This is a genomic window from Yersinia similis (assembly GCF_001053095.1).
In the GTDB taxonomy this organism is placed as follows: domain Bacteria; phylum Pseudomonadota; class Gammaproteobacteria; order Enterobacterales; family Enterobacteriaceae; genus Yersinia; species Yersinia similis.
This window is the reverse complement of sequence record NZ_CGBP01000014.1, coordinates 14,998-37,639: the sequence shown is the minus strand read 5'-3', so window position 1 is coordinate 37,639 and position 22,642 is coordinate 14,998. Positions and strand designations below refer to the sequence as shown.

The window sequence follows — 22,642 nt, the reverse complement described above, 5'->3', positions numbered from 1 at the left end:
TCAAGCATTAGCATAATTAAAGGTCAAATATCCCCCATCTAAATTAGCCACGGTATAGCCATATTGAGACAGGATCCTTGCGGCAATGTACCCTCTTAGCCCAACCTGGCAATTCACCAGTATCTTTTTATCTTGGGGTATTAATGCCAATTTTTGACGCAATCCAGGTAGAGGAATATTTACCGCAGTTTTTATACTGCCGGAGATAAACTCCGCCTCATCTCGTACATCAATAATAATCCCTCCATCAGCAATAAACGCATCTACTTCATGCCATTGCTTAGTTATGACATCGCCATTCGACATATTTTCCGCAATATAACCCAGCATATTGACCGGATCTTTTGCTGATGAATAAGGTGGAGCATAAGCAAGTTCTAAGTCGGGAAGATCATAGATAGTTAGCTTGCCTTTGATCGCGGTCGCCAACACATCAATCCGTTTATCTGTGCCCCCCTGACCGACAACCTGCGCGCCAAGAATACGCCCGTTCTCTGGCGAGAATAATAATTTCAATGAAATCTGATGAGCGCCAGGATAATAACTCGCATGTGACATCCCATGAATATGAACAACTTGATAAGGAATAGCCAAGCGCTTTAACAGACGTTCGTTGTTACCCGTACAGGCGGCACAAAGGTCAAATATTTTGGCAATCGCAGTGCCTAATGTTCCGTGATAGCGCACATCACGGCCATTAATAATATCAGCCAATAATCTGCCTTGCCGGTTAGCCGGCCAGGCCAGTGGAATATACGTTGCCTGACCATTGATATAATCGACAACCTGGATAGCATCACCGATAGCATAAATATCCGCTACACTCGTCTGTAATTTCTCATTAACCAAGATGCTCCCTCTGATCCCTAAATCCAGATGAGCTTTCTTTGCCAAGTCATTTTCAGGTTCGACACCTATCGCCAGAATGACCATGTCGGTGGTAATAATTTTCCCTGATTTCAAATGTATTTGATGTGCAGATTCATCGAATTGAACCACTGCGTCATTTTTTATCACATCAATGTCATTGTCTTTTAAATGCTTTTCGACAATCGCAGCCATTTCATAATCAAGTGGCGAAAGAATTTGGTTTGATAATTCAATAATAGTGACGTTTAGCCCACTACTCACCAGATTTTCCGCCATTTCCAATCCGATAAAACCACCACCAATAATAGTGACAGCTTCAGGTGTAGAGGAAATTAGATACTCTTTAATATTATCTGTATCTGACATATTACGCAGGGTGAATACAGGACCGTTTACTGACAGACCGGCAATATCTGGAATAAAAGGACGAGCACCAGGCGATAGAATTAATATGTCATATTTTATAAATTCTTCCTTACCCATCTTATGATTAATCACAGTAATGGTTTTACTCGCACTGTTTATATCTATGACTTCATTTTCAGTTCTGACATCAATATTAAATCTATCCTTCATTGTCTCTGGTGTCTGGATTAAAAGCTTATCTCTTTCTGTAATAACGCCACCAATATAATAAGGCAGGCCACAGTTGGCAAAAGAGATATACTCCCCTCTTTCTAGAATAATAATATTATCATATTCATTTAAACGGCGCAGGCGAGCAGCTGCACTGGCACCACCGGCAACGCCACCGACGATAACAATTGTTTTTCCCATAACTCTTTATCACTCAGATTAAGACGGCCACGTCCAGTTTGGAAATGGCCTATTGGTTATTAAACAGTGACTTCTTTATAATAGCTTCTTGTTAAATATGAGATTAAGAAAGTAACGATAAAGTTCATAGCAAAGGCGACAACCCCTATATTCATATACTCAAAACCATTAGTAATGAACGGGAAAATATCTGCTATTGAGATATGATAGACATAGGTGACCGCCAAAATAATGACACCGACCATAATCCCCGAAAAAGCACCCGCAGTAGTGATTGGATTCTTTTTGCAAAAGCTAAATATAAGCGCTGGAAAGAACTGAGCAATTATATTGACGCCAAGTAGCATTATAGCGACCAGCGTATCATTGCCATTAAAGATAAAATACAAAGAGACCAAGGCAACAACAGGCACCATATAGCGAGAAAGATTTCCCGATTTATTTTTCTCCACATCCAGGCGGAAAATCTTTTGGACGACACCGGCCAGCATATTTGCCGTCGCCAGTAATAACATAGAACCCGGTACCAGTGCTGTCAGCATACCTGCCGCACCAATAAACCCAACAATATAACTTGAGAAGGTTGATTTTGATATTTCAAATAAAGCCAGGTCAACATCTGGCCCTGTTAAGTCAGGGACATTTAAGATTGCCGCAAAACCGACAAAAAAGGCAAAGAGCATGACCAGACTGTAAGCCGGGATCAGAATGCTATTACGCTTTAATGAGGTTTCATTTTTGGCTGTAAATACAGCCGTCATATAGTGTGGCCAACAGAAATAAGCGGCTACGGATAGGAATACGGTAGAGATATACCAAGGTATGTTAAGTCCTTCTTTCGGGAAGACAAGATACCCAGGATTAACTGTTTCAATAGATTGAAACATGTTGCCGATACTACCATAGTAGTGAATTGGAATATAAATACCAATAAAAACAACCACAAATAAGATCATGAAATCTTTTAATACGGATGTCCAGGCAGAGCCATGAATTCCAGAAATCATCACAAAAATAGAGACTGAAATCACGCCAATCCATATTGCCATGTTGGACGATATAGAGCCATAAGATGCTTGTGATACAATGATCCCAAGTCCTTTTAATTGTAAAATGAAAAGCGGAACCATTGCTGCTATAGAGAATATGCTAATTAGCATACCTAATGATGAACTTTTATATTTCAGTGCGAAAAAGTCTGAAATAGACCGAACATTATTATCTTTTGCATACTTCCAAATAATAGGATGAAGCCAATAAAGTGATATCCCCATAAAGGCATTGACGGTGAGCGTATATAATATTGCTGGGCCTTTTCCATATGCCCAACCACTGCCCCCCAAAAATGTAAATGTTGTGTATATCTCCCCAGCACTCAGTAGAAATACTAATAAAGCGCCGTAGCTACGGCCACCGGTGGTCCACCCTTCATGGTCCATCTTCTTGCCTTTTTTAGAGCGAATGGCAAGATAAATACTAAACAGGAAGAATGTACATATTATGATTAATGGCGCATTCATACTTCCTCCTTACTGATTTTTGAATCCAATTTCGAGATTATGGCCATAATCACCGCGGTCAGAACTAACCAAATCACGATCCAGAACATAAGGAATGGCATACCTAATATAAAAGGCTCTACTTTGTTAACAAAGAAAATACCAACAGTTAATGATAATACAGGTAGCAACACGAGAGAATGATACCATTTCATAGTTAACTCCTACTGCGTAGCATATACCCGTCATACTTCAAGCTGCATGTGCGTTGGCTATATTTGTTACCTGGCCCATCCATGGGCCTCGCCTATGCGAGGCCGCTGCAACTCGAACTATTTAAGGTATAGAATACAGTTTTTAATTAAAAGAAACTAAATCCCTGGGTAACTTACTTAAAAACTCAACACCATTTTTATTTATTAAAATCATATCTTCAATCATAATCGAACCCAAATTATAGCCGTAGTAAGGTGTTTCTAAGCTTAGCACCATACCTGAAGTGAACGATTCTGTAGCATGAGTGCTAACGAAGGGACTCTCTTCTAATCCCAAAAATACACCATTACCATGCCCAAGATGCCCTCTATTATAATTGGGTAACCCGGACTTTTTGATGACGTCCATCGTTGAATCAAATACATCTTTCATTTTTACGCCAGGCGCAACCATACTCAGCATATGTTCATGCCCGGTTCTTATTATTTGGTATATTTTACGGGTGATCTCGGGAGGTTCCCCAACAACAAAGGTCCTGGCAATATCAGCACCATAACCATCAACATCGACGCCGCAATCAAATTTAATTAAATCGCCTGAACAGGCTTTCGTATTGCTTGGTATGATTTTGGGTGAAAAATCAGCTCCAACAGAGATAAGATGGAACCTTGAAAAATGAGTTTCAGATTTGCTCATTACTGCGGCCTTATATGCGGCAGTGAGTTCAGCTGATGTGCATCCTACCCGGATTAGCTTTGATGCTTCAGTGATCCCATATTCAGTAATTTCTGCGCTTTTTCTGAGTCTTTTAATTTCCCAAGGGCTTTTTATCACTCTTAGCTCGTTGAATATAGAGCTTGAGTCGACAAAATCAACATTAGGCATAACGGCATCAATAACCCGTTTACCACCGTTTGACATTATATTGAGGTCTATTGCTATTTTTTTATTAAGTACCCTGGCATCGTTCAATGCGTCTTTGAGTATATTACATACACTCTCAATAGGAGAACCTATCGGCCTCTCTTTATTATTATTTGCAGGATCGCGCATGTTAAACGGATCATCTACATCTACCCAAACAGGAAAGGTCTTTAATTCAGCATTTGGCATATCCAACGTTAAGCTGGCTGCTTCAAATTCATTCATAATGATTAGCGATGGAATTTTCACATCACGGAAGACAACGGCGATAGCCGTGCCCGTATTCCGAAAGGTATACATAAAAAAGCTGAAAATACCGGTAATATGATAAAAGTTATCACACGTTGTCACAATGACAGCATCAATATTATCACGTCCCATGATCGTTCTTAATTTTCTTGATACTGCATTAAGATGTTCTTTTTTTTCACTGTTCATTTTATCCCCTGCAAAATAACCTATACGCTATTCTAGTTTAAATCATCTACCGCGTATTTTAGTTGTATTAATGCACTGGTGAGTACTGATTTTGGACAACCAATATTCATCCTCATGAAGTTTTCACCACTTTCGCCAAAGATGTGGCCTTCGTTTAAGGCTAATTTTGCTTTTGTTAGTATGAATTGCTCCAATTCATACGGACTCAACCCTAGCCCACGGCAATCCAACCAGAGTAGATACGTTCCCTCAGGCTTAACCAATTTGATCTTCGGTATATATTTTTTAAAGAAGTCCACAGCAAAGTCTAAATTATGTTGTAAGTAACTAAGCAAGCTCTCTAACCACTCCTCACCTTCTTTATATGCTGTTTCCAATGCTATCACGCCAAAGGGATTAGGATTTCCTAATGCCAGGCTATTTAATTCGGTTTCATATTTATTACGTAATTCTTGGTTAGGGATAATGATAGCTGAAGTCTGCGTACCTAAAAGATTGAAGGTTTTACTGGGTGCCATGCAGGTAATTGAATTATTTTCAAAATCAGGTGAGATAGAAGCAAAAGGAGTGAATTTATTTCCTTTTAAAACAATATCACAATGTATTTCATCTGCGATGACAATCACGTTATGCCGTAAGCATATATTACCCATGGTCGTCAGTTCATCCCGTGTCCATACTCTTCCCACTGGGTTATGAGGATTGCAAAGGATAAATAGTTTTACGCCAGTGGCGATACACGCTTCAAAATGTGCAAAATCTATATCATATTTTTCGCTATCATAGCGTAATTCACTCGCGACGACTTCACGATCATTTCGTGTAATAACATTGGCGAAGTGATGATAAACAGGGGATTGAATGAGTACTTTATCTCCCGGTTTTGTTAACCCACGAATAGCCATTGCTAATCCAGGAACAACGCCAGGACTATGAGAGATCCACTCAGGCTTAATTAACCATTGATGTCTTTTTTTAACCCACTGTGCAATGGCATTTAAAAAACTATCAGGTCTGAAAGTATAGCCATAAATACCGTGGTTAACTCTTTCGGAAAGCGCACTAATCACTGATTCCGGAGACCTAAAATCCATATCTGCAACCCACATAGGCGTTAAATCAGTCATACCAAATCGAGCATTTAAATAATGAGCATCCCACTTTTCACATGCTGTATTACTTCTATCGATGACTTCATCAAAATTGTAGTCCATGTACTTTTCCTCACTGGTTCGACTTGTAAGGAAATTTAATACTATTATCTTGATAATTTCTTACTATTGATGCTACTTGTTGTCGGTTTTTTTAGAAAACTTTACCCTTAAAAGTGTATTGTACTAGCATTAATGATTTCGAAGAATCAACCATCATGCTTACAAAATCAACTTATTGATATTATTATAATTATTGTAATATTGAATAATTATATTAAGAAATTAAATGTGATATATCTCAATATAAAAATGTAATTAATCTATTTATTACTTTTATTTGTGATAAATATCCAAATGCCAAATGTGACTAACCTCAAAAAATAGCAAATAATTCTTTATTTATTTATGTGACAGAGTAATAAACCAACACACTTATAAGTTTAGGGATAAATAACCAGAAGATATCTATAAACGGGTAAAGTAAATAGTAATACATTGATTTTATAGAATAAATAATTAAATTCCTCTTTTCCTTCTTTCTCCCCGCTTGGGAATTTATTTTTCCTTTATTTTACCCCCAAATTCCGAGATGATCACTCATTCCTCTGACTAAACTACCGGCTATTCAGCACAGCATTCGTGACGATAATTAGCTGTTTTACAAAATTTTGACAACTTTATACAGCAAACAGACAACTTAGCGCATGATAAGATGAATAATCGTGGCACTACTCCCGAGTCTTGCACAGAGGTGCTATCGTGTTACTAAAACCAACCATTTTAATAAAAACAGACATGCTAATAAAACAGGCAGTTCGAATAAAGCAGACGGCCATATTATTGCTATTATTCCTATTCTCGCTGTTTGGGGTAGCAAAGGCAGCAACACAAGTGGTCAATGTCAAATCAGAGCTTGCTGCGCCAGTCATGCTGGTTAATAGCGAAGATAAAAATTACCTGAAAATTTCTCTTATCGGTTTTAATCTCGACAGTACGCGTCGCAGCCCAATCAATCTGGCGCTGGTCATTGATCGTTCTACGTCGATGAGCGGCGAGCGCATTGAGAAGGCCAGAGAAGCGGCGATTTTAGCCGTTAATATGCTTAACCCTACCGATACACTATCGGTGGTTGCCTACGATAACCACGCCGAAGTGATCATTCCTGCCACGAAAGTCACTAATAAACCAGCACTGATTGCCAGCATTCAACAGCACATTCACCCAAGGGGAATGACCGCCTTGTTTGCTGGTGTCAGTATGGGTATTGGTCAAGTGGATAAACACCTGAACCGTGAGCAGGTGAATCGCATCATCCTTATCTCTGATGGTCAGGCGAATACTGGCCCTACCTCAATCAGCGAGCTTTCCGATCTGGCTCGCATGGCGGCTAAAAAAGGGATTGCCATCACCACTATCGGGCTGGGCCAGGATTATAACGAGGATCTGATGACCGCCATTGCGGGTTATAGCGATGGTAACCACACCTTTGTCGCTAACTCGGCGGATCTGGAAAAGGCGTTCACCAAAGAATTCCAAGATGTGATGTCCGTCGTCGCACAAGATATCGTTGTTCAGATTAAGACTGGCGATAAGGTGAAGCCGGTACGACTACTGGGGCGCGATGGCGATATCCTCGGCAATACAGTGAATGTGAAACTGAATCAGCTTTACTCTAATCAGGAAAAATACATTCTACTGGAGGTTATTCCGGAAAAAGGTACTGACAAACAGCAAAAAGATCTGGCCGATGTCAGTATCAGCTACCTGAATCTCAGCAGTAAAAAGCAAGATCAGATTAATGAACGAGTGACCGTCAGCTACAGCCAATCCGTAGAAAAGGTCAACGATGCTGTACAAGAAGAAGTATTAGCGGAATCAGAGATTCAAAAAACAGCGCTGGCCAATGATGAAGCCATTAAATTGATCGACGCGGGGCGCAAAGATGAAGCGAAGAAAGTGCTAGAGTCCAATGCCTCAAAACTGGACAGCATGTCGTTCTCCAGCCCGGTTGCAGAGAAAAAAGTGCGAGAGAGTACGAATAAACAGCGTAAATTAGCGGATGACATTGACAGTAAAGATGCCGCCACTTACCGTAAAGAGCTGAAAGAACAGAACTACAACGTCAAACAGCAGCAGAAGTAAAAATAAAAGTAAAAATAAAAGAGGTTATTGATAAAGTGCCCGCGACGGAGAGAACAGGCAGATCGTAAAGACGCCGTAAATACATCCATGTAGGCTCGAGCCGCGCCATCCTTGGCGCGGACGCTTTACTCCTCTGCCTATCCTCACCGTTCAAGATCACGTCATCGGGGTTTGTCAGCAGTCTGAGTAAAAGTTCATTTATGCTGAGTCAGTACGCTGGCTCAGCGTTTACATGGGATATGGCATGAAGCCGTCAAAAAGCCTGTTTCTTTTTACCTCTATCACGTTCTTAATCTGCGCGGCTATCGCCTACTTCGGCTATCGCAGCCTCACCCATGAAACACTGCTGCGTCATTATCAAAACCAACGTCTGGCACAGAGTCATACCACACAGGTCAGTACATTTATTTTGGACCTGCTAAACCAGAATGCCGTGCGTCTGGGTTCGCTTGTTTCTTATATTCAGTTAGATAACGCGTCGCTAAACGCCCTGATCGCGCAAGAGAGTAGTATTGACGCCCTATTCGTATTGAAGAAAAACCAGCTCTTGTACCCCAATACTCAAGCAGCACTGACCGAGAAAGAGAAAGCCTGGATACTGGCTATCACCCCCATCATTCAAGACCCGAGTCTGCTCTACAGCCACCACTATACCGACGAACAGACACGGCCAACCTCAGGCTGGTACCTCAGTCGCGAACTCAGCGACCCACTGTTGATATATTGGCAGGCGCGGGATAATCAACTGATCGGTTTTAAAATCCCCTACGTCAAATTGCTGTCTGATGTGATTAACACCATGACATTTGACTCTGCACCGAACACACTGCAAGTGCTAGATGATGGGCGCTTGCTCTATCAAAGCGGCAATGAAGAGCTGTTGACCCAACAGGCCCCCTTGAATTCCCAACGCCTGCCTTATCCGCTGGGTGCCTGGCAGATAGACTATTACGCCAAGGCGGTGAACGGCGCCCCCCTTTATTTATGGGGCGGGCTGCTGTTATTACTGCTGATGGTGACAGTTGGGCTGGTCATGCTATACCTGTATCGAGAATATAACCGCCAGTTACGGCTTGCCCAACAGCAAGTGAGCTTCGTCGGTCAGGTATCCCACGAACTAAAAACGCCACTGACTAATATCACCCTGTACGCAGAGATGTTGCAGGAGTTGCAACCAGAGCAGGGCGTTCTCCCCTCCGCAGAGCAGCGCTATCTGGAGGTGATCCTCAATGAAAGCCGGCGGCTCTCACGCCTGATTCAGAACATCCTCAGCTTTACCAATACGCCAAAACTCGATCTACAAACGGTGGCACTGAGCCCATCGCTGAACAAAATTTATCACACTTTCATTCCCGCTTTTTCCACCAAAGATATGGAGCTGGTGCTGATCATTAATACCGATATTTACCTCACGACCGATGTCGATCGCTTAACGCAGATTATCAGTAATTTTCTCAGTAATGCCGAAAAATACGCCCCACAAGGAAAACGTGTGAAGCTGATTGGTGAACAGGTTGATGACCGGGTGTTGATCCACGTACGGGACTATGGCAGCGGCATCGCCGCAAAAGAGTTAAAGGCGATCTTCCAGCCCTTTTATCGAGTGAAGAGCCATATCACAGAAGGTGTTTCCGGCACCGGTATTGGTTTAACCATCGCCAGCCAATTAGCCGCCAGTTTGCAGGGCGAAATTTCCGTCACCAGTAGTCCGGCGGGTAGCTGTTTTACCCTAAAACTGCCTATGACGATTAAGCAAGATGCGGCCACAGACAAGGAGCAGTTCACATGAAAATATTAATTGCCGAAGACAATGCCCATATTCGTAATGGCCTTATGGAAGTATTGGCCCATGAGGGGTACCGCCCCATCGCAGCAGAAAATGGTGTGCAGGCACTGGCGCTATACCGCCAACAGCAGCCGGATTTTATCATTCTTGATATCATGATGCCGGAGCTTGATGGCTATAAGGTGTGCAGGGAGATCCGCAAACATGACTGGCAAATCCCCATTATCTTTCTGTCCGCTAGGGATGAGGAGATTGACCGGGTGATCGGGTTAGAGTTGGGTGCTGACGACTATATCAGTAAGCCCTTCGGTATCCATGAAATGCGCGCCCGAATCAAGACTATTGTCCGCCGTTGTCTACGAAAAATACCTGAATCCGCCGAAGACGCAGGCTTCCCGTTTGGCGATCTGATGGTGTTTCCCAATGAGTTGTGTGCGACTCGTGGAGAGACGCGCCTTGAGCTGTCACTGCGCGAGGTTAATATCCTGCGCTATCTGTATCAACATAAGAGCCGGGTAGTCACCAGAGATATGTTATTTGATGCGGTTTGGGGATATGACCATTTGCCACAGAGCCGTACGCTCGACCAGCATATTTCCAAGCTTCGCAAGACCATTGAACGGGATCCGGTTCATCCGGTATTGATCCGCACAGTGCACGGTGCAGGTTACCGTTATCAAGGCACGGCGCAAAGCCTGGAAAAATAGAACCAGCGGGATAAGTTCATGCATGGATCAAGTCATATGTGGATGAAATTATGTGTGAGTAACATGATGCGACTCGTTGCACAAGGCTCTGTTGCCGTGCGGATTGGAATGGCATAACACTTCACCATTCCAGTTGCAGGCTCAGTACGCTAGCTAGCGGAGGCCCCCTTACTTAAAAAACCCCAGTCGATAAATATCGGTCACCACGGTCACAGATAATCGCCACAATCACCGCATCAGGGTTATCTGCCGCGATACGCAGCGCCCCAGCCACCGCACCACCAGAACTGACGCCACAGAATATCCCCTCTTCTTTCGCCAACCGCCGCATGGTTTGCTCTGCAACACTCTGCGTGATATCCAACACCTGATCCACCAGCTCGGGGCGGAAAATACCCGGTGTATATTCCGCTGCCCATCGGCGGATCCCCGGAATACTGCTGCCTTCTGCCGGTTGCAGGCCGATAACTTTCACCTGCGGATTTTGGCTTTTTAGATACTGGCTGACACCGGTGATCGTGCCGGTGGTCCCCATACTGGAGACAAAGTGGCTCACTTTACCCGCCGTTTGCTGCCAGATTTCCGGCCCAGTCCCCGTAAAATGCGCATAGGGATTATCCGTATTATTAAATTGATCCAGCACGTTACCTTCGCCGTTCTCCTGCATGGTTAACGCCAGATCACGCGCCCCTTCCATGCCCTGTTCACGGCTAACCAGAATCAGTTCCGCGCCGTAAGCTCGCATCGCCGCCTGACGCTCCTGACTCATGTTTTCTGGCATCAGTAACTTCAAGTGATAACCTTTCATGGCGGCAATCATCGCTAAGGCAATCCCGGTATTACCACTGGTCGCTTCAATCAGGACGTCACCGGGGGCAATATCACCACGCAACTCTGCCTGCTGGATCATCGCCAATGCGGCTCTATCTTTAACCGAACCGGCCGGATTGTTACCTTCCAGTTTGACCCAAATCTCCGCACTCAGCCCTTGGCTTAAGCGTTGTAGTTTCACCAATGGTGTATGGCCGATGCAGTGTTCCAGGGTTGTCACATTCATTACCTTTAAATACCCTTGGTCCTTGACGTTGCAGCGGTGTTCGCCGCTCTCACAAACCCGAATGACGGACGCCAGTCAGTTCATCGGGATTTGCTCGTTAGCGGCCTTGCTGCAACAACAATGACTTTGGATAGGGTTCTTTATTTGCAAAAAGAGGAAAAACTTATCAGGCGCTTTGGGCTAAAGCAATGGGTTGCAATAATTGATTTCCAGAATATAAGCGTGCATTTAACCCGCCAACATAATAACGGTTGCCGCGTACCGGGGCGTCAATGTCCCCCTCTGGGAGCACCACACTGATCGGGTCCTGATGCCAGCCAATTGGTTGCACGGTTAATTGCCAGAAGTGACCACGGGGGCTAACTTCAAGCACCTGAACCGGCAGTGGGCAGCGATCACTTGCTTGCGTACTCACTTCCATCTCCCAAGGGCGCAGAAACAGATCGACACTGCCCTGATGCATCGGTGCAAGATCCAGCGGCCAGTGATGTGCGCCAATAAACAGCTGCGAACCGCGGATCTCCCCGCTCAGGCGGTTAACTTCACCCAGAAACTCCAAAACAAAACGGGTTGCCGGTTCACGCCAGACTTCATCCGGTGTCCCCACCTGCTCAATATTGCCCTGACTCATCACCACCACCCGATCTGCGACCTCCATCGCTTCTTCCTGATCGTGGGTGACAAAGACACTGGTGAATTTCAGTTCTTCATGCAACTGACGTAACCAACGGCGCAGCTCTTTACGCACCTGTGCATCCAGCGCGCCAAAAGGCTCATCCAGTAACAAAATCTGTGGTTCGACCGCCAATGCACGCGCTAAAGCAACCCGTTGTTTTTGACCACCTGACAACTGTGATGGAAAACGCTCGGCCAGATGCCCTAATTGCACCATCTCCAGTAATTGCCCCACTTTCTGCTTAATGGCCGCCACATTCGGGCGTTCACGGCGCGGCAACACCGTCAAACCAAAGGCGATATTGTCGAATACCGTCATGTGGCGGAATAACGCATAGTGTTGGAAAACAAAACCGACCCGACGATCACGGGCATGTAACTGGCTGACATCCGTGCCATGGAAACTCAAGCGCCCGGCATTTTGGTTTTCCAGCCCGGCAATAATCCGCAATAAGGTGGTTTTACCCGAACCAGAAGGGCCGAGCAAAGCCACCATTTGGCCTGAAGGAATATCAAGCGTAATGTCATTCAGTACCTTGGTCCGGCCAAAATACTTACTGATATTATTAATTTCAATGCTCATGCTTTTGCTCCTGTTCGAGACGGACAACCTGACGCGCCAAGCGCCATTGCAGGCCGCTCTTCAGAAAAAGGGTCACTATTGCCATCAGAGTCAGTAACGCAGCGGCAGTAAATGCCCCGGCGGTGTTGTAATCCTGATGCAGCAATTCAACTTGCAGCGGCAAGGTATACGTCTCGCCACGGATAGAACCGGATACCACCGATACCGCACCAAATTCACCAATCGCGCGGGCATTGGTTAACACCACGCCATACAACAACGCCCAGCGAATATTAGGTAAGGTGACCCGGCGGAACATCTGCCAACCTGAAGCGCCGAGTAATACGGCAGCCTCATCTTCCTGACTACCTTGGCTCATCATCACCGGTACCAGTTCACGCACCACAAAAGGACAGGTGACGAAAATGGTGACTAATACCATACCGGGCCAGGAGAACATCAACTGGATATCGTGAGCATCAAGCCAGCCACCGACCACCCCATTTGAACCGTAGAACAACAAATACATCAAACCCGCCACGACGGGCGAAACCGCAAACGGGATATCGATTAACGTCATCAACAGTTGGCGGCCAGGGAAGACAAAGCGTGTCACCAACCAGGCCAGTACCACCCCAAAAACCAGATTCACCGGCACAGTTATCAATGCCACCAGTACGGTCAACCAAATGGCGTGCAACATATCTGGGTTTAATAAATTCTGCCCGACTACCGCAATACCTTTAGAAAAAGCGGTGATAAAGATCCACACCATCGGGATCACCAGCAGCAAAAACGAGAACACTGCGCCAATGGCAATCAGCGTCCATTTGCCCCAATTGATCGGTGGGCGGGCTACACCGTTAAATTCAGAGATATCCACCATTAGTGCCCACCTATCCGCCGGCCAAAGCGGCTTTGTAACGTGTTAATGCTAAACAACAACGCCAGGGAGACTGCCAGAATCACCGAGGCAATAGCGCTGGCTGCTGGGTAATCAAATTCCTGCAAACGGATAAAAATCATCAGCGAGGTCACTTCCGTTTTCCAGGCAATGTTACCGGCAATAAAAATAACCGCGCCAAACTCCCCCAAGCTGCGGGTAAAGGATAATGCGGTCCCGGCCAATAGCGCGGGTGCCAATTCCGGCATCACCACCAGACGGAAGCTCTGCCAGCGGCTCGCTCCCAGCGTTTCTGCGGCTTCTTCGTACTCTGGCCCCAACTCTTCCAATACCGGTTGTACCGTGCGGACCACGAACGGAATGCTGGTGAAAGCCATGGCGACAGCAATTCCCAACCAAGTAAAGGAGACTTTGATACCGAACTCATTTAACCAAGCACCGTACCAACCCGTGGTGGAGAACAGTGTTGCCAGCGTCAGGCCAGCCACTGCGGTTGGTAACGCGAAGGGTAAATCCATTAGCCCATCCAGAATGCTGCGGCCGGGGAATTGATAGCGGGTCAGAATCCAAGCCATCAACATCCCAAACACCGCATTGAACACACTGGCTACACCGGCGGCCAATAAAGTCACTTTATACGCGGCAACCACTTGAGGGTTGGTGATCACCTCCCAGTACTGCGCCCAACTCATCTGCGCAACTTGCATCACTAACGCGCTAAGCGGTAATAGCAAAATCAAACAGGTGTAAAGCAGGCTACTCCCAAGACTGAGGGTAAATCCGGGTAAAACCCGTTTACTGGATGCCGACAACATTACTGGTGCCCTTCTGCTAACAATTTATCCAGTACGCCGCCGGTAGTAAAATGGGTACTCATCACCTGTGGCCAGCTACCGAATTGATCTTCAACTCGGAATAATTTGGTGTCAGGGAATTGAGACTTTGCCGCCTCCATCGCCGCTTTATCGTAAACACGGTAATTGAAACTGGTGATCACCTGCTGTGCTGATGGGCTATAGAGATAATTAAGATAGGCTTTGGCGGCTTTTTCAGTGCCATTCTTTTCTACATTTTTATCCACCCAGGCAACCGGGAACTCAGCCAAAATATCCACTGGCGGGACAATAACTTCGTATTTATCACTGCCGTACTCTTTGCGGATATTGTTGACTTCCGATTCGAAACTGATCAGTACATCACCCAAGCCACGCTCAACGAACGTCGTGGTTGCACCGCGGCCACCGGTATCAAACACTTCAACATTGTTCAAAAAGCGTTTCATCCAGTCGCGGGTTTTCGCCTCATCGCCGCCATCGGCCAGTTGGGTCGCGCCCCAGGCGGCCAGATAGGTATAGCGGCCATTACCGGAGGTTTTGGGATTAGGGAAAACCAGCTTGACGTCTTCGCGTACCAAATCATCCCAATTATGGATATTTTTTGGATTACCTTTGCGGACCAGGAACGCCATGGTGGAGTAGAACGGTGAGCTGTTATTCGGCAGACGGGCTTGCCAATCCGCAGAAATCAAATTGCCACGGTCATGAAGAATTTGCACATCCGTAATCTGGTTGTAGGTGACCACATCGGCTTTCAGACCTTGTAAGATAGCCAATGCCTGCTTGGAAGAACCCGCATGAGATTGTTTGATAGTCAGTTTGTCACCGGGGTTCTGCTGTTCCCACTGTGCCTGAAAACCCGGATTGAGCGCCGTGAATAATTCACGGGAAACATCATAAGAGCTGTTGAGCAACTCAGTGGCCGAGGCAGCGGCACTACTGAGTATCAGCGCACTAAATAATGCAATGCGAGTCAATCCGTTACGCGCATTTTTTTTGACCGAGTTCTGTTTCATTCTGCACCTTGTCCACTGAGTTCAACCAATAGGCATGTCATTCATTATGAACGGTGTGCCTTTAAATTATGTTCAGTGTATTTATAACTAGGCGCATACCTATAACGCTTTTATATACCATTTGGTGATGTTCAAGCATGAAATGCTCTAAGCCAGCAACCCCGCAGCTCACCAGCCACTCCGGTTAATTGCCCTCTGCGCTATTTAGCTGGGGTTATCGACAATAAAAAATAAACAAATAAACAAATAAAAAAACCCGGTCGTCGCGCACCGGGCAATAAAAACAGTTTATGGATGAAAAATAAATGATGGATGAAAAGTAAATTCTGGATGAAAAAACGTTATTTCTGTGTCACTACTCGCGCATGCTGGGCCGTAATGGCACCACTGAATGGTTTGCCATCGATGGCATCCACCATCCGTAAACCTGATGGGCGGACCCAACGCTGTACACGGGATGGCATATCAAAACCAATCAGTAGGATCACCACGAATGTCAGACTGAAAGAGAGCGATCCTAACGCTGTGCCTAAACTGAGATGTTGAGCAATCGATGCCCCCAGTATGGGGGCCAATGCCCCTCCCAATGCGCCGACGTTGTAGGTAAAGCCCAGCCCTGCGGCTCGCTGTTCGGTATCAAAATAACCGCCCAGCAGTTTCGGCAACAGGCCCGCAATCCCCTGCCCCAGCATCTGTTGTAAGAACAGTAATCCCCCCAGGAACAAAATACTGCTGCCCTGGATGGCAAACAGCGGGATGATCAAGAGCTGTGATATCAGCAAACTGGTCACATAGGCTTTGCGGGTACCCAACCAATCGCCAAGGAAACCGCCAACACAACAGCCCACGGCCGCACCAAAACCACTGAAGAACAATATATTGCCTACGGTGTGTGGGTCATAGCCGAGGTCCATTTTCAGGTAGGTCGGTAACAGCGCCTGGATCGGCCAAGAGTAGAGGAACGCACAGAACACCACGACCATCAGCATGACGCCCGTTGGCCAGCGATCGCCACTGGTTTGAACCATAAAATAGATAAATATTGCAGCGCAAAGAATACCGAGAACTATAACCAGCAACGTCGATACCATGCCAGTAAAACAGAGGTAAAGTGAGACGGCGGCAAATATCGTCAGGCCAATATTCAGATAACTGAGGTGACTGCGATACAGAATATCCACCATATTCCGGTCAGTGACCTGTTTACCTTTTTTCTGCTTACTCTGTGCCTTTTCCCAGTCCTCTGCTTCCGGTAGGTTTTTACGTAGCCACAGCGCAAAGATAATTGGCAATAATCCAATGTAGAACAACATACGCCAACCAAATGCAGGCACCACGTAGCTGTAAGCTTGCGCCGCTAATACCGCGCCGATAGAGAAGCCAGAAATCAGGAAGCCACTGGCTTTATTACGCATATTTTTAGGCCAGCTTTCCATCACATAGGTCGAGCTGGAACCATACTCACCCGCCATGCCAATACCGATAATCAAGCGGGCAATAAACAGCGTGGTGTAGCCAGGTGCCAAGCCACAGGCCAACGTACCGAAGGAGAACAACACAATACTGGTGATCATGGCCAGTTTACGGCCATAGCGATCCCCCATCGCTCCTAGTACCAGCCCACCGAACCAGCGTGAGATGAAGGCAGCAGAAATCAGGCTGGTCGCCTGAATCAGTGTCAGGCCAAATTCTTGTTTAATATCGGTCAGAACCAGAGTAATCAGAACAAAGTCAAAGCCATCCAGGGCGTAACCGATCCAAGCGGCAATAAAGGCCTTCCATTGCGCAGGGGTCAGTTGTTTGTACCAACGTGGTGGCTTAGCGCCACCCGATAATGGTTTGTCTTCACGAGATGGATCTACTGAAATGCTCATATCATCGCTCTCTCTTCCCCACTGGCAATGATGGCACCAGCAGTAACGGTTTTCCCCGAGGCATGTACAACCATAGCATGTGATTGTTTATAATCACTTTATTGATTGCTAATCGATGTTTATTGCCATGTTGGTATTTACGCGCCTTTAACTCCAAATTATTTTCAATAAAGGAGTTAAACTCCATTTGAGTATATAAGATCAACCCATCATTTCAATAGCAATATGTCTAAAACGTGACAAAGACAGCGAAATGCTGATAAGAGAAAGAGAAGCAATGGGATTACAAGGCGTTTACTACCGCTGACAGGATATCACTACAGCAAATAAACAAAGCACAGCAGAAAGTCTATATCCTAAATAATTCGAGCTGTAGGAAGGCGGCAAGTGAGTAAGTCCCCAGGAACTTACACAAGTCAGTGGCTGGGGTGACAAATCTGCCGGGAGCAGATTTTAACGCGGCTTGCAGCGGCCTCGAAGAGGCGAGGCCCATGGGCGGGCGGAGTAACGAAGGCCGTTAACGTACATGCAGCTTCAAATCTGCCGGGTATATTACCGGTCACCCATTCTGGCTAACCGCTTGAGTAGTTTTACGTTTAATACTCTCCGCCTGCGCTGGATCAGCTTTGACCAATAAAGCGTAAATCAGATCCAACACAAACAGTTGTGCGATTTTTGTGCCGATAGAATCCCCTTGCAACTGCCCCTGCCGGTTACCATTGATCAGGACATAATCGGCTAACTCAGTGATCCGTGACCCCATATTATGCGTCAGCGCCACCGTCGTCGCCCCTGCCTCTTTTGCCAATTTTAGGGCCTGTACAGTTTCAGCTGAGGTCCCCGAATGGCTGATACCAATGGCAACATCACCAGGATTCATAAGAGAGGCTTGCATATACATGAAGTGATTATTTGTCGCAGCATCAACCCGCAGGCCGATACGCATCAGTTTACCTTTGGCATCTTCCGCAGTGATCCCCGAGGAGCCAACACCAAAAATACAGATACGATCCGCAGGGCGCAGCAATTTGACCACCTGTTCAACACTCTCAATAGAAAGCAAATTAAGTGTTTCAGATAAGACATTATTGATAGCAGATTGTAATTTTCTGCCGATCGCCAGCGTATCGTCACCCTCTTGAACATCGGCATCTAACAGGCTGTTTTCACTGTTATGGCGGGTAGCCACTTCAATGGCCAGATCCATTTTAAAATCCTGAAACCCTTTATAACCCAGCGTCCGACAGAAACGAATAATGGTCGCTTCACCGGCCTGCGTGAGTGCAGAGAGATCAGCAATAGACAATTGGGTAACCTGGGTCGGTTGCGCCAAAATATACGCAGCAATACGCTGAGCAGAGCGAGTCAGGCTATTTTGCATCGCACCCAAGGCATCAAGAATTTTACCTGGCTTAAAACGGGGAGCACCAGTTTTCACGCGGACACCTCAAGGGAAATAAAATGACAGACAGGATGATATATTTGAAGCGCATCATTACATAGTTGATCTGATTCGTGAAGATCAATGGTGGAGGTGTACGGGATGAGATCAATAAAAAAACCCGGAAGACCGGGTAAAAATGTCAAAGACGCTGTTTTTTCTTATGATATAAAATCAGAAAGATAACTAGCTATTCAAAAGACTATAATGAACCTTCACGACCACCTTTTTGATAGCACCAGAACCGGCTATCTGGCAGCCTGGTTTATGTGGCTCTCCCGGTAAAAATACCGCAAACATGCCGGGCAACATATGTAACTGGCTTTTATCTGGAATATCGGCGATGAGCTGATAATCATCATCAGGGTGATAAGGCTCCAGATGTTCTGTCGGTGTCAGGGTCGAATACTCAATTCCCTCAATGCCGCTGATCAGCAATTGCACATCGGCGTAGGTACGATGCAGCTCTGCTTTCTTACTCTCTGCGGGTTGAGTATCAAACGCCATGACATTCATAAACATCAACTCACCGTCTATCTCATGCCGCCCACAGCTTAACTGCGCTAAAGGCATATCCGCCAGATAAGTCAATACCCATTGAAGACGTTCAGGTAAGCCACTGAAAAACGCCGGTTGTGCCAAGGATCCACTGATCATGTTATGCCTCGATATTGACTGATGACGGTATATTTACTGATAACGGTAAGTGACTCAATAACGGTATATCACTGATCGTGATCACAACGACGTTCTGGCCCACAGTGCCGCCCCGAGTAATCCACTATCCTGACGGTGATGTGCCTCTTGTACGGGGACGCGGTAAATACCCGGTAATGTCTTCTGGGCGGCAACCACCCTCTCCAGGTAGCCAACCGCCAACCCGACACTGCCCCCCAGAATAACCACCTCCAGATCCAGCGCCATCTTCATGTCGGCCAACATCTGAGCAATGGCTGCGGCAGAACGGTTAATGACTTTTCCCGCCTGCGCATCCCCTTGCTGCGCCATGTCAAACACCGTGGCAGCCGATACCGGTTGCTTCCACCCCAAGGTTTCTGCCCCAATAGCAGTGCCTGATGCCACGCTCTCGACACATCCCCGGCGACCGCAACCACACAAAACACCATGAGGATCAGACAGCGTATGGCCGATATGCCCTGCCAGCCCACGTTGCCCGACCAACAGTTTTTTATTCAAAATGATGCCGCCGCCCACACCGGTGGAAACGGTCACAAACATCATATTGTCATTTTTATCACCCAGCGCCTGGTATTCAGCCCATGCCGCAGCCTGACCGTCGTTCAGCAGGACACAAGGCAGATCACTGATAGAGCGAATACAGTCGTACAATGGGAAGTCAGCCAGCCCGCCCAAATTGGCCGGATTGAGCGCCGTCAGACGGCCCCCGCTGATAATGCCCGTTGACGCAACAGCAATAAAATCAACCTGATGGCGGTAAGGCGCTATCAGTGTTTCCAGTGCGGCAGCCAGTTGTCCGGCACCGCCTCGTGGTGTTGCTATTTGCTGGCGGCCAATCAACATGCCACTCTCAGTGACCACCGCGGCGGCAATTTTTGTTCCACCGATATCCAGTGCTAACCCTTTTCCCATCTGGCGTAACCCTCTTGTATCTTAACGAGTCTACTCACGCTGAATGGATAACTATGCCAATCTTTTAGCACTAACTCCATTGTTATTTTTAATTTGGAGTTAAACTCCTTAAAGGAAGGTTGGCTGAGCTAACGAAGCGACATGCCTAACAAATACAAACGCGGCAATTAGCGGTCAACGGCACAATAACTAATAACGTTCTCAGCGCCAGGAAAGCACTCTATTTGCTAAAGTTTCGTCATACATCACCCTTCTTATCGTTGCACCCGACGGATAAACGATCTAACATAATGGAGTTAAACTTCATTTATAATTTCACATCGGAGTTAAAGACCGTGAGCAATCTAAGCAATCTCCGCCACAAGCTCCAAAATGGCCTTATCGCCTCATGTCAACCGGTTCCCGGCAGTGCCATGGATACGCCTGAGATCGTCGCGGCAATGGCCTGTGCCGCACTGGCGGGCGGTGCTGTCGGTCTACGAATTGAAGGCATCAGCAACATCCAGGCAGTACGTCGGGCTACAGATGCCCCCATTATTGGCATTATTAAACGCGACTTGCCTGACTCCGAGGTCAGAATTACCCCTTGGCTGGAAGATATCGATGCACTAAGTGCCGCCGGAGCAGATATTATTGCTTTTGATGTTACCTGCCGTGAGCGCCCAGTCTCCGTGGCCGATTTATATCAGCGAGCGCGGGCAACCGGCTGCCTGACCATGGCCGATGCCTCCAATATTGACGACGGCCTGTTGGCTCATCATCTGGGGATTGATTTTATCGGCACCACCCTTTCCGGCTACACTCAAGCCACCGTGCCAACCGAGCCCGATCTGGCCTTAGTGACACAGTTAGCGCAAGCCGGGTGCAGGGTCATTGCCGAAGGGCGTTACCATTCACCGGCCCTGGCGGCGGCGGCAATATCAGCGGGGGCATATGCCGTTACGGTCGGTTCCGCCATTACTCGTATAGAACATATTTGCGGTTGGTTTTGCGATGCAATTAAGCAGTGTGAAACAGAAAAACTGACCGAATACTGATTGTCGTCATTATTGATTATGGCCCACAGGACCCTCCACTCTCCCAGTTTATAAGGATGCGTATGAAAAAGTTAACCGGCCTGATCGCAGCTCCGCACACTCCCTTTGATGAACAGGGCGAGGTCAATTATCCGGTCATTGACCAAATTGCCGAGCATCTGGTCAATGACGGTGTGAAAGGCGTTTATGTCTGTGGCACCACTGGCGAAGGCATTCATTGCTCAGTTGATGAGCGCAAGAAAATTGCTGAACGCTGGGTAAACGCCGCTCAAGGCAAACTGAGCATTACCTTACACACCGGTGCTCTCAGTATTAAAGATGCGGTTGATCTCTCTCGTCATGCGGAAACACTGGATATATTCGCAACCTCAGCCATCGGCCCCTGTTTCTTTAAACCGGGTAATCTGGATGACCTAATCGCTTATTGTCAGGCAATAGCCGCGGCAGCACCATCGAAGGGCTTTTATTACTACCATTCCGGTATGTCCGGTGTAAATTTGGACATGGAACAATTTCTGATCAAAGCGGAATCCAAGATCCCTAACTTGTCAGGAATTAAATTCAATAATGCTGATTTGTATGAGTTTCAACGCTGTTTGCGTGTGAGTGGCGGTAAATTTGATATCCCGTTTGGCGTTGATGAACATCTGCCAGGTGGCCTGGCTGTCGGGGCTATTGGCGCTGTTGGCAGCACCTATAACTATGCCGCTCCGCTGTTCCATAAAATTATCGCTGACTTTAACGCGGGTGATCAGGTTGCGGTACAGCGTGGAATGGATCACGTCATTGCGCTGATCCGTGTACTGGTTGAATTTGGTGGTGTTGCCGCCGGTAAAGCCGCTATGCAATTACATGGTATTGATGCTGGTAACCCACGCCTGCCACTGCGTGCCTTGACCAAAGAACAGAAGCAAACCGTGGTTAACAGAATACGTGACGCTATTACGTTGCAGTAATTATTTCTCTCTATCCCCTGAGTGATAAATAATAAAAGGCCGGATTTCATCAATCCGGCCACAGACTGCTGACAAACCCCGATGACTCACTCTTGAACGGTGAGGATAGGCAGAAGAGTAAAGAGTCCGCGCCAAGGATGGCGCGGCTCGAGCCTACATG

19 protein-coding genes are annotated in these 22,642 nt (G+C 46.4%); 5 read left to right on the top strand and 14 right to left on the bottom strand.

The genetic code is table 11. The features are described from left to right. The 5 genes from AC971_RS12010 to AC971_RS11990 form a co-directional block, all read right to left on the bottom strand. Positions 1-1,647 carry a CoA-disulfide reductase gene (locus AC971_RS12010; protein ID WP_025384429.1) on the bottom strand — a complete coding sequence of 549 codons (1,647 nt, stop codon included), beginning with the start codon at positions 1,645-1,647 and terminating at the stop codon, positions 1-3. A gap of 59 nt (positions 1,648-1,706) precedes the next feature. Beyond that, the gene (locus tag AC971_RS12005; protein WP_025384430.1) at positions 1,707-3,167 is read right to left on the bottom strand and encodes a sodium:solute symporter family protein; all 1,461 of its coding nucleotides are present in this window, start codon (positions 3,165-3,167) and stop codon (positions 1,707-1,709) included. After that, positions 3,164-3,361 (bottom strand): DUF3311 domain-containing protein, encoded by a 198-nt coding sequence (locus tag AC971_RS12000; RefSeq protein WP_025384431.1) that lies wholly within the window; start codon positions 3,359-3,361, stop codon positions 3,164-3,166. Before AC971_RS12000 ends, AC971_RS12005 begins: the two co-directional genes overlap by 4 nt. Before the next feature lie 142 nt (positions 3,362-3,503). After that, positions 3,504-4,724 carry a M24 family metallopeptidase gene (locus tag AC971_RS11995; protein WP_025384432.1) on the bottom strand — a complete coding sequence of 407 codons (1,221 nt, stop codon included), beginning with the start codon at positions 4,722-4,724 and terminating at the stop codon, positions 3,504-3,506. Positions 4,725-4,756: 32 nt separating this feature from the next. Further along, entirely contained in the window at positions 4,757-5,938 is a 1,182-nt protein-coding gene (locus AC971_RS11990; RefSeq protein ID WP_025384433.1) for a MalY/PatB family protein, read from the bottom strand. 699 nt (positions 5,939-6,637) lie between these two features. Here AC971_RS11990 and AC971_RS11985 point away from each other — a divergent pair. The 3 genes from AC971_RS11985 to AC971_RS11975 all read left to right on the top strand — a co-directional run bounded on the left by AC971_RS11985 (position 6,638) and on the right by AC971_RS11975 (position 10,513). Next, positions 6,638-8,020: a vWA domain-containing protein gene (locus AC971_RS11985; RefSeq protein ID WP_025384434.1), complete on the top strand. Its 1,383-nt coding sequence runs from the start codon at positions 6,638-6,640 to the stop codon at positions 8,018-8,020. A gap of 244 nt (positions 8,021-8,264) precedes the next feature. Continuing rightward, positions 8,265-9,809: a sensor histidine kinase gene (locus AC971_RS11980; RefSeq protein ID WP_025384435.1), complete on the top strand. Its 1,545-nt coding sequence runs from the start codon at positions 8,265-8,267 to the stop codon at positions 9,807-9,809. Then, complete coding sequence (locus AC971_RS11975; protein ID WP_025384436.1) at positions 9,806-10,513, top strand: response regulator transcription factor; 708 nt, start codon at positions 9,806-9,808, stop codon at positions 10,511-10,513. Before AC971_RS11980 ends, AC971_RS11975 begins: the two co-directional genes overlap by 4 nt. A gap of 172 nt (positions 10,514-10,685) precedes the next feature. Here the strand turns inward: AC971_RS11975 and cysM are convergent, their stop codons facing one another. The 9 genes from cysM to AC971_RS11930 form a co-directional block, all read right to left on the bottom strand. Beyond that, positions 10,686-11,564 (bottom strand): cysteine synthase CysM, encoded by an 879-nt coding sequence (gene cysM, locus AC971_RS11970; RefSeq protein WP_025384437.1) that lies wholly within the window; start codon positions 11,562-11,564, stop codon positions 10,686-10,688. 172 nt (positions 11,565-11,736) lie between these two features. After that, complete coding sequence (cysA, locus tag AC971_RS11965; RefSeq protein WP_025384438.1) at positions 11,737-12,828, bottom strand: sulfate/thiosulfate ABC transporter ATP-binding protein CysA; 1,092 nt, start codon at positions 12,826-12,828, stop codon at positions 11,737-11,739. Next, entirely contained in the window at positions 12,818-13,693 is an 876-nt protein-coding gene (gene cysW, locus AC971_RS11960; RefSeq protein WP_025384439.1) for a sulfate/thiosulfate ABC transporter permease CysW, read from the bottom strand. The genes cysA and cysW overlap by 11 nt, the downstream gene beginning before the upstream one ends. Beyond that, positions 13,693-14,526 carry a sulfate/thiosulfate ABC transporter permease CysT gene (cysT, locus tag AC971_RS11955; RefSeq protein ID WP_002208511.1) on the bottom strand — a complete coding sequence of 278 codons (834 nt, stop codon included), beginning with the start codon at positions 14,524-14,526 and terminating at the stop codon, positions 13,693-13,695. Before cysT ends, cysW begins: the two co-directional genes overlap by 1 nt. Beyond that, complete coding sequence (locus tag AC971_RS11950) at positions 14,526-15,563, bottom strand: sulfate ABC transporter substrate-binding protein (protein ID WP_025384440.1); 1,038 nt, start codon at positions 15,561-15,563, stop codon at positions 14,526-14,528. Before AC971_RS11950 ends, cysT begins: the two co-directional genes overlap by 1 nt. A 341-nt stretch (positions 15,564-15,904) precedes the next feature. After that, positions 15,905-17,437 carry an MFS transporter gene (locus AC971_RS11945; RefSeq protein ID WP_025384441.1) on the bottom strand — a complete coding sequence of 511 codons (1,533 nt, stop codon included), beginning with the start codon at positions 17,435-17,437 and terminating at the stop codon, positions 15,905-15,907. A gap of 559 nt (positions 17,438-17,996) precedes the next feature. Continuing rightward, entirely contained in the window at positions 17,997-18,818 is an 822-nt protein-coding gene (locus AC971_RS11940; RefSeq protein ID WP_462511182.1) for a MurR/RpiR family transcriptional regulator, read from the bottom strand. Between the two features lie 246 nt (positions 18,819-19,064). Further along, entirely contained in the window at positions 19,065-19,535 is a 471-nt protein-coding gene (gene nanQ / locus AC971_RS11935; RefSeq protein WP_025384443.1) for an N-acetylneuraminate anomerase, read from the bottom strand. 81 nt (positions 19,536-19,616) lie between these two features. Continuing rightward, positions 19,617-20,489: an N-acetylmannosamine kinase gene (locus tag AC971_RS11930; RefSeq protein ID WP_002208516.1), complete on the bottom strand. Its 873-nt coding sequence runs from the start codon at positions 20,487-20,489 to the stop codon at positions 19,617-19,619. A 290-nt stretch (positions 20,490-20,779) separates the two neighbouring features. Between AC971_RS11930 and AC971_RS11925 the strand changes: the two genes are divergently transcribed. Further along, positions 20,780-21,526, top strand: coding sequence for an N-acetylmannosamine-6-phosphate 2-epimerase (locus AC971_RS11925; protein WP_016255872.1), 747 nt, complete (start codon positions 20,780-20,782; stop codon positions 21,524-21,526). 62 nt (positions 21,527-21,588) lie between these two features. Further along, complete coding sequence (locus AC971_RS11920; RefSeq protein WP_025384444.1) at positions 21,589-22,482, top strand: dihydrodipicolinate synthase family protein; 894 nt, start codon at positions 21,589-21,591, stop codon at positions 22,480-22,482. Positions 22,483-22,642: the final 160 nt, after the last annotated feature.

Coding starts and splice junctions, on each gene's coding strand:
- AC971_RS12010 (WP_025384429.1), bottom strand. CDS start 1,647: ATGGGAAAAACAATTGTTATCGTCGGTGGCGTTGCCGGTGGTGCCAGT.
- AC971_RS12005 (WP_025384430.1), bottom strand. CDS start 3,167: ATGAATGCGCCATTAATCATAATATGTACATTCTTCCTGTTTAGTATT.
- AC971_RS12000 (WP_025384431.1), bottom strand. CDS start 3,361: ATGAAATGGTATCATTCTCTCGTGTTGCTACCTGTATTATCATTAACT.
- AC971_RS11995 (WP_025384432.1), bottom strand. CDS start 4,724: ATGAACAGTGAAAAAAAAGAACATCTTAATGCAGTATCAAGAAAATTA.
- AC971_RS11990 (WP_025384433.1), bottom strand. CDS start 5,938: ATGGACTACAATTTTGATGAAGTCATCGATAGAAGTAATACAGCATGT.
- AC971_RS11980 (WP_025384435.1), top strand. CDS start 8,265: ATGAAGCCGTCAAAAAGCCTGTTTCTTTTTACCTCTATCACGTTCTTA.
- AC971_RS11975 (WP_025384436.1), top strand. CDS start 9,806: ATGAAAATATTAATTGCCGAAGACAATGCCCATATTCGTAATGGCCTT.
- cysA (WP_025384438.1), bottom strand. CDS start 12,828: ATGAGCATTGAAATTAATAATATCAGTAAGTATTTTGGCCGGACCAAG.
- cysW (WP_025384439.1), bottom strand. CDS start 13,693: ATGGTGGATATCTCTGAATTTAACGGTGTAGCCCGCCCACCGATCAAT.
- cysT (WP_002208511.1), bottom strand. CDS start 14,526: ATGTTGTCGGCATCCAGTAAACGGGTTTTACCCGGATTTACCCTCAGT.
- AC971_RS11950 (WP_025384440.1), bottom strand. CDS start 15,563: ATGAAACAGAACTCGGTCAAAAAAAATGCGCGTAACGGATTGACTCGC.
- AC971_RS11945 (WP_025384441.1), bottom strand. CDS start 17,437: ATGAGCATTTCAGTAGATCCATCTCGTGAAGACAAACCATTATCGGGT.
- AC971_RS11940 (WP_462511182.1), bottom strand. CDS start 18,818: ATGCAAAATAGCCTGACTCGCTCTGCTCAGCGTATTGCTGCGTATATT.
- nanQ (WP_025384443.1), bottom strand. CDS start 19,535: ATGATCAGTGGATCCTTGGCACAACCGGCGTTTTTCAGTGGCTTACCT.
- AC971_RS11930 (WP_002208516.1), bottom strand. CDS start 20,489: ATGGGAAAAGGGTTAGCACTGGATATCGGTGGAACAAAAATTGCCGCC.
- AC971_RS11925 (WP_016255872.1), top strand. CDS start 20,780: ATGGAGTTAAACTTCATTTATAATTTCACATCGGAGTTAAAGACCGTG.
- AC971_RS11920 (WP_025384444.1), top strand. CDS start 21,589: ATGAAAAAGTTAACCGGCCTGATCGCAGCTCCGCACACTCCCTTTGAT.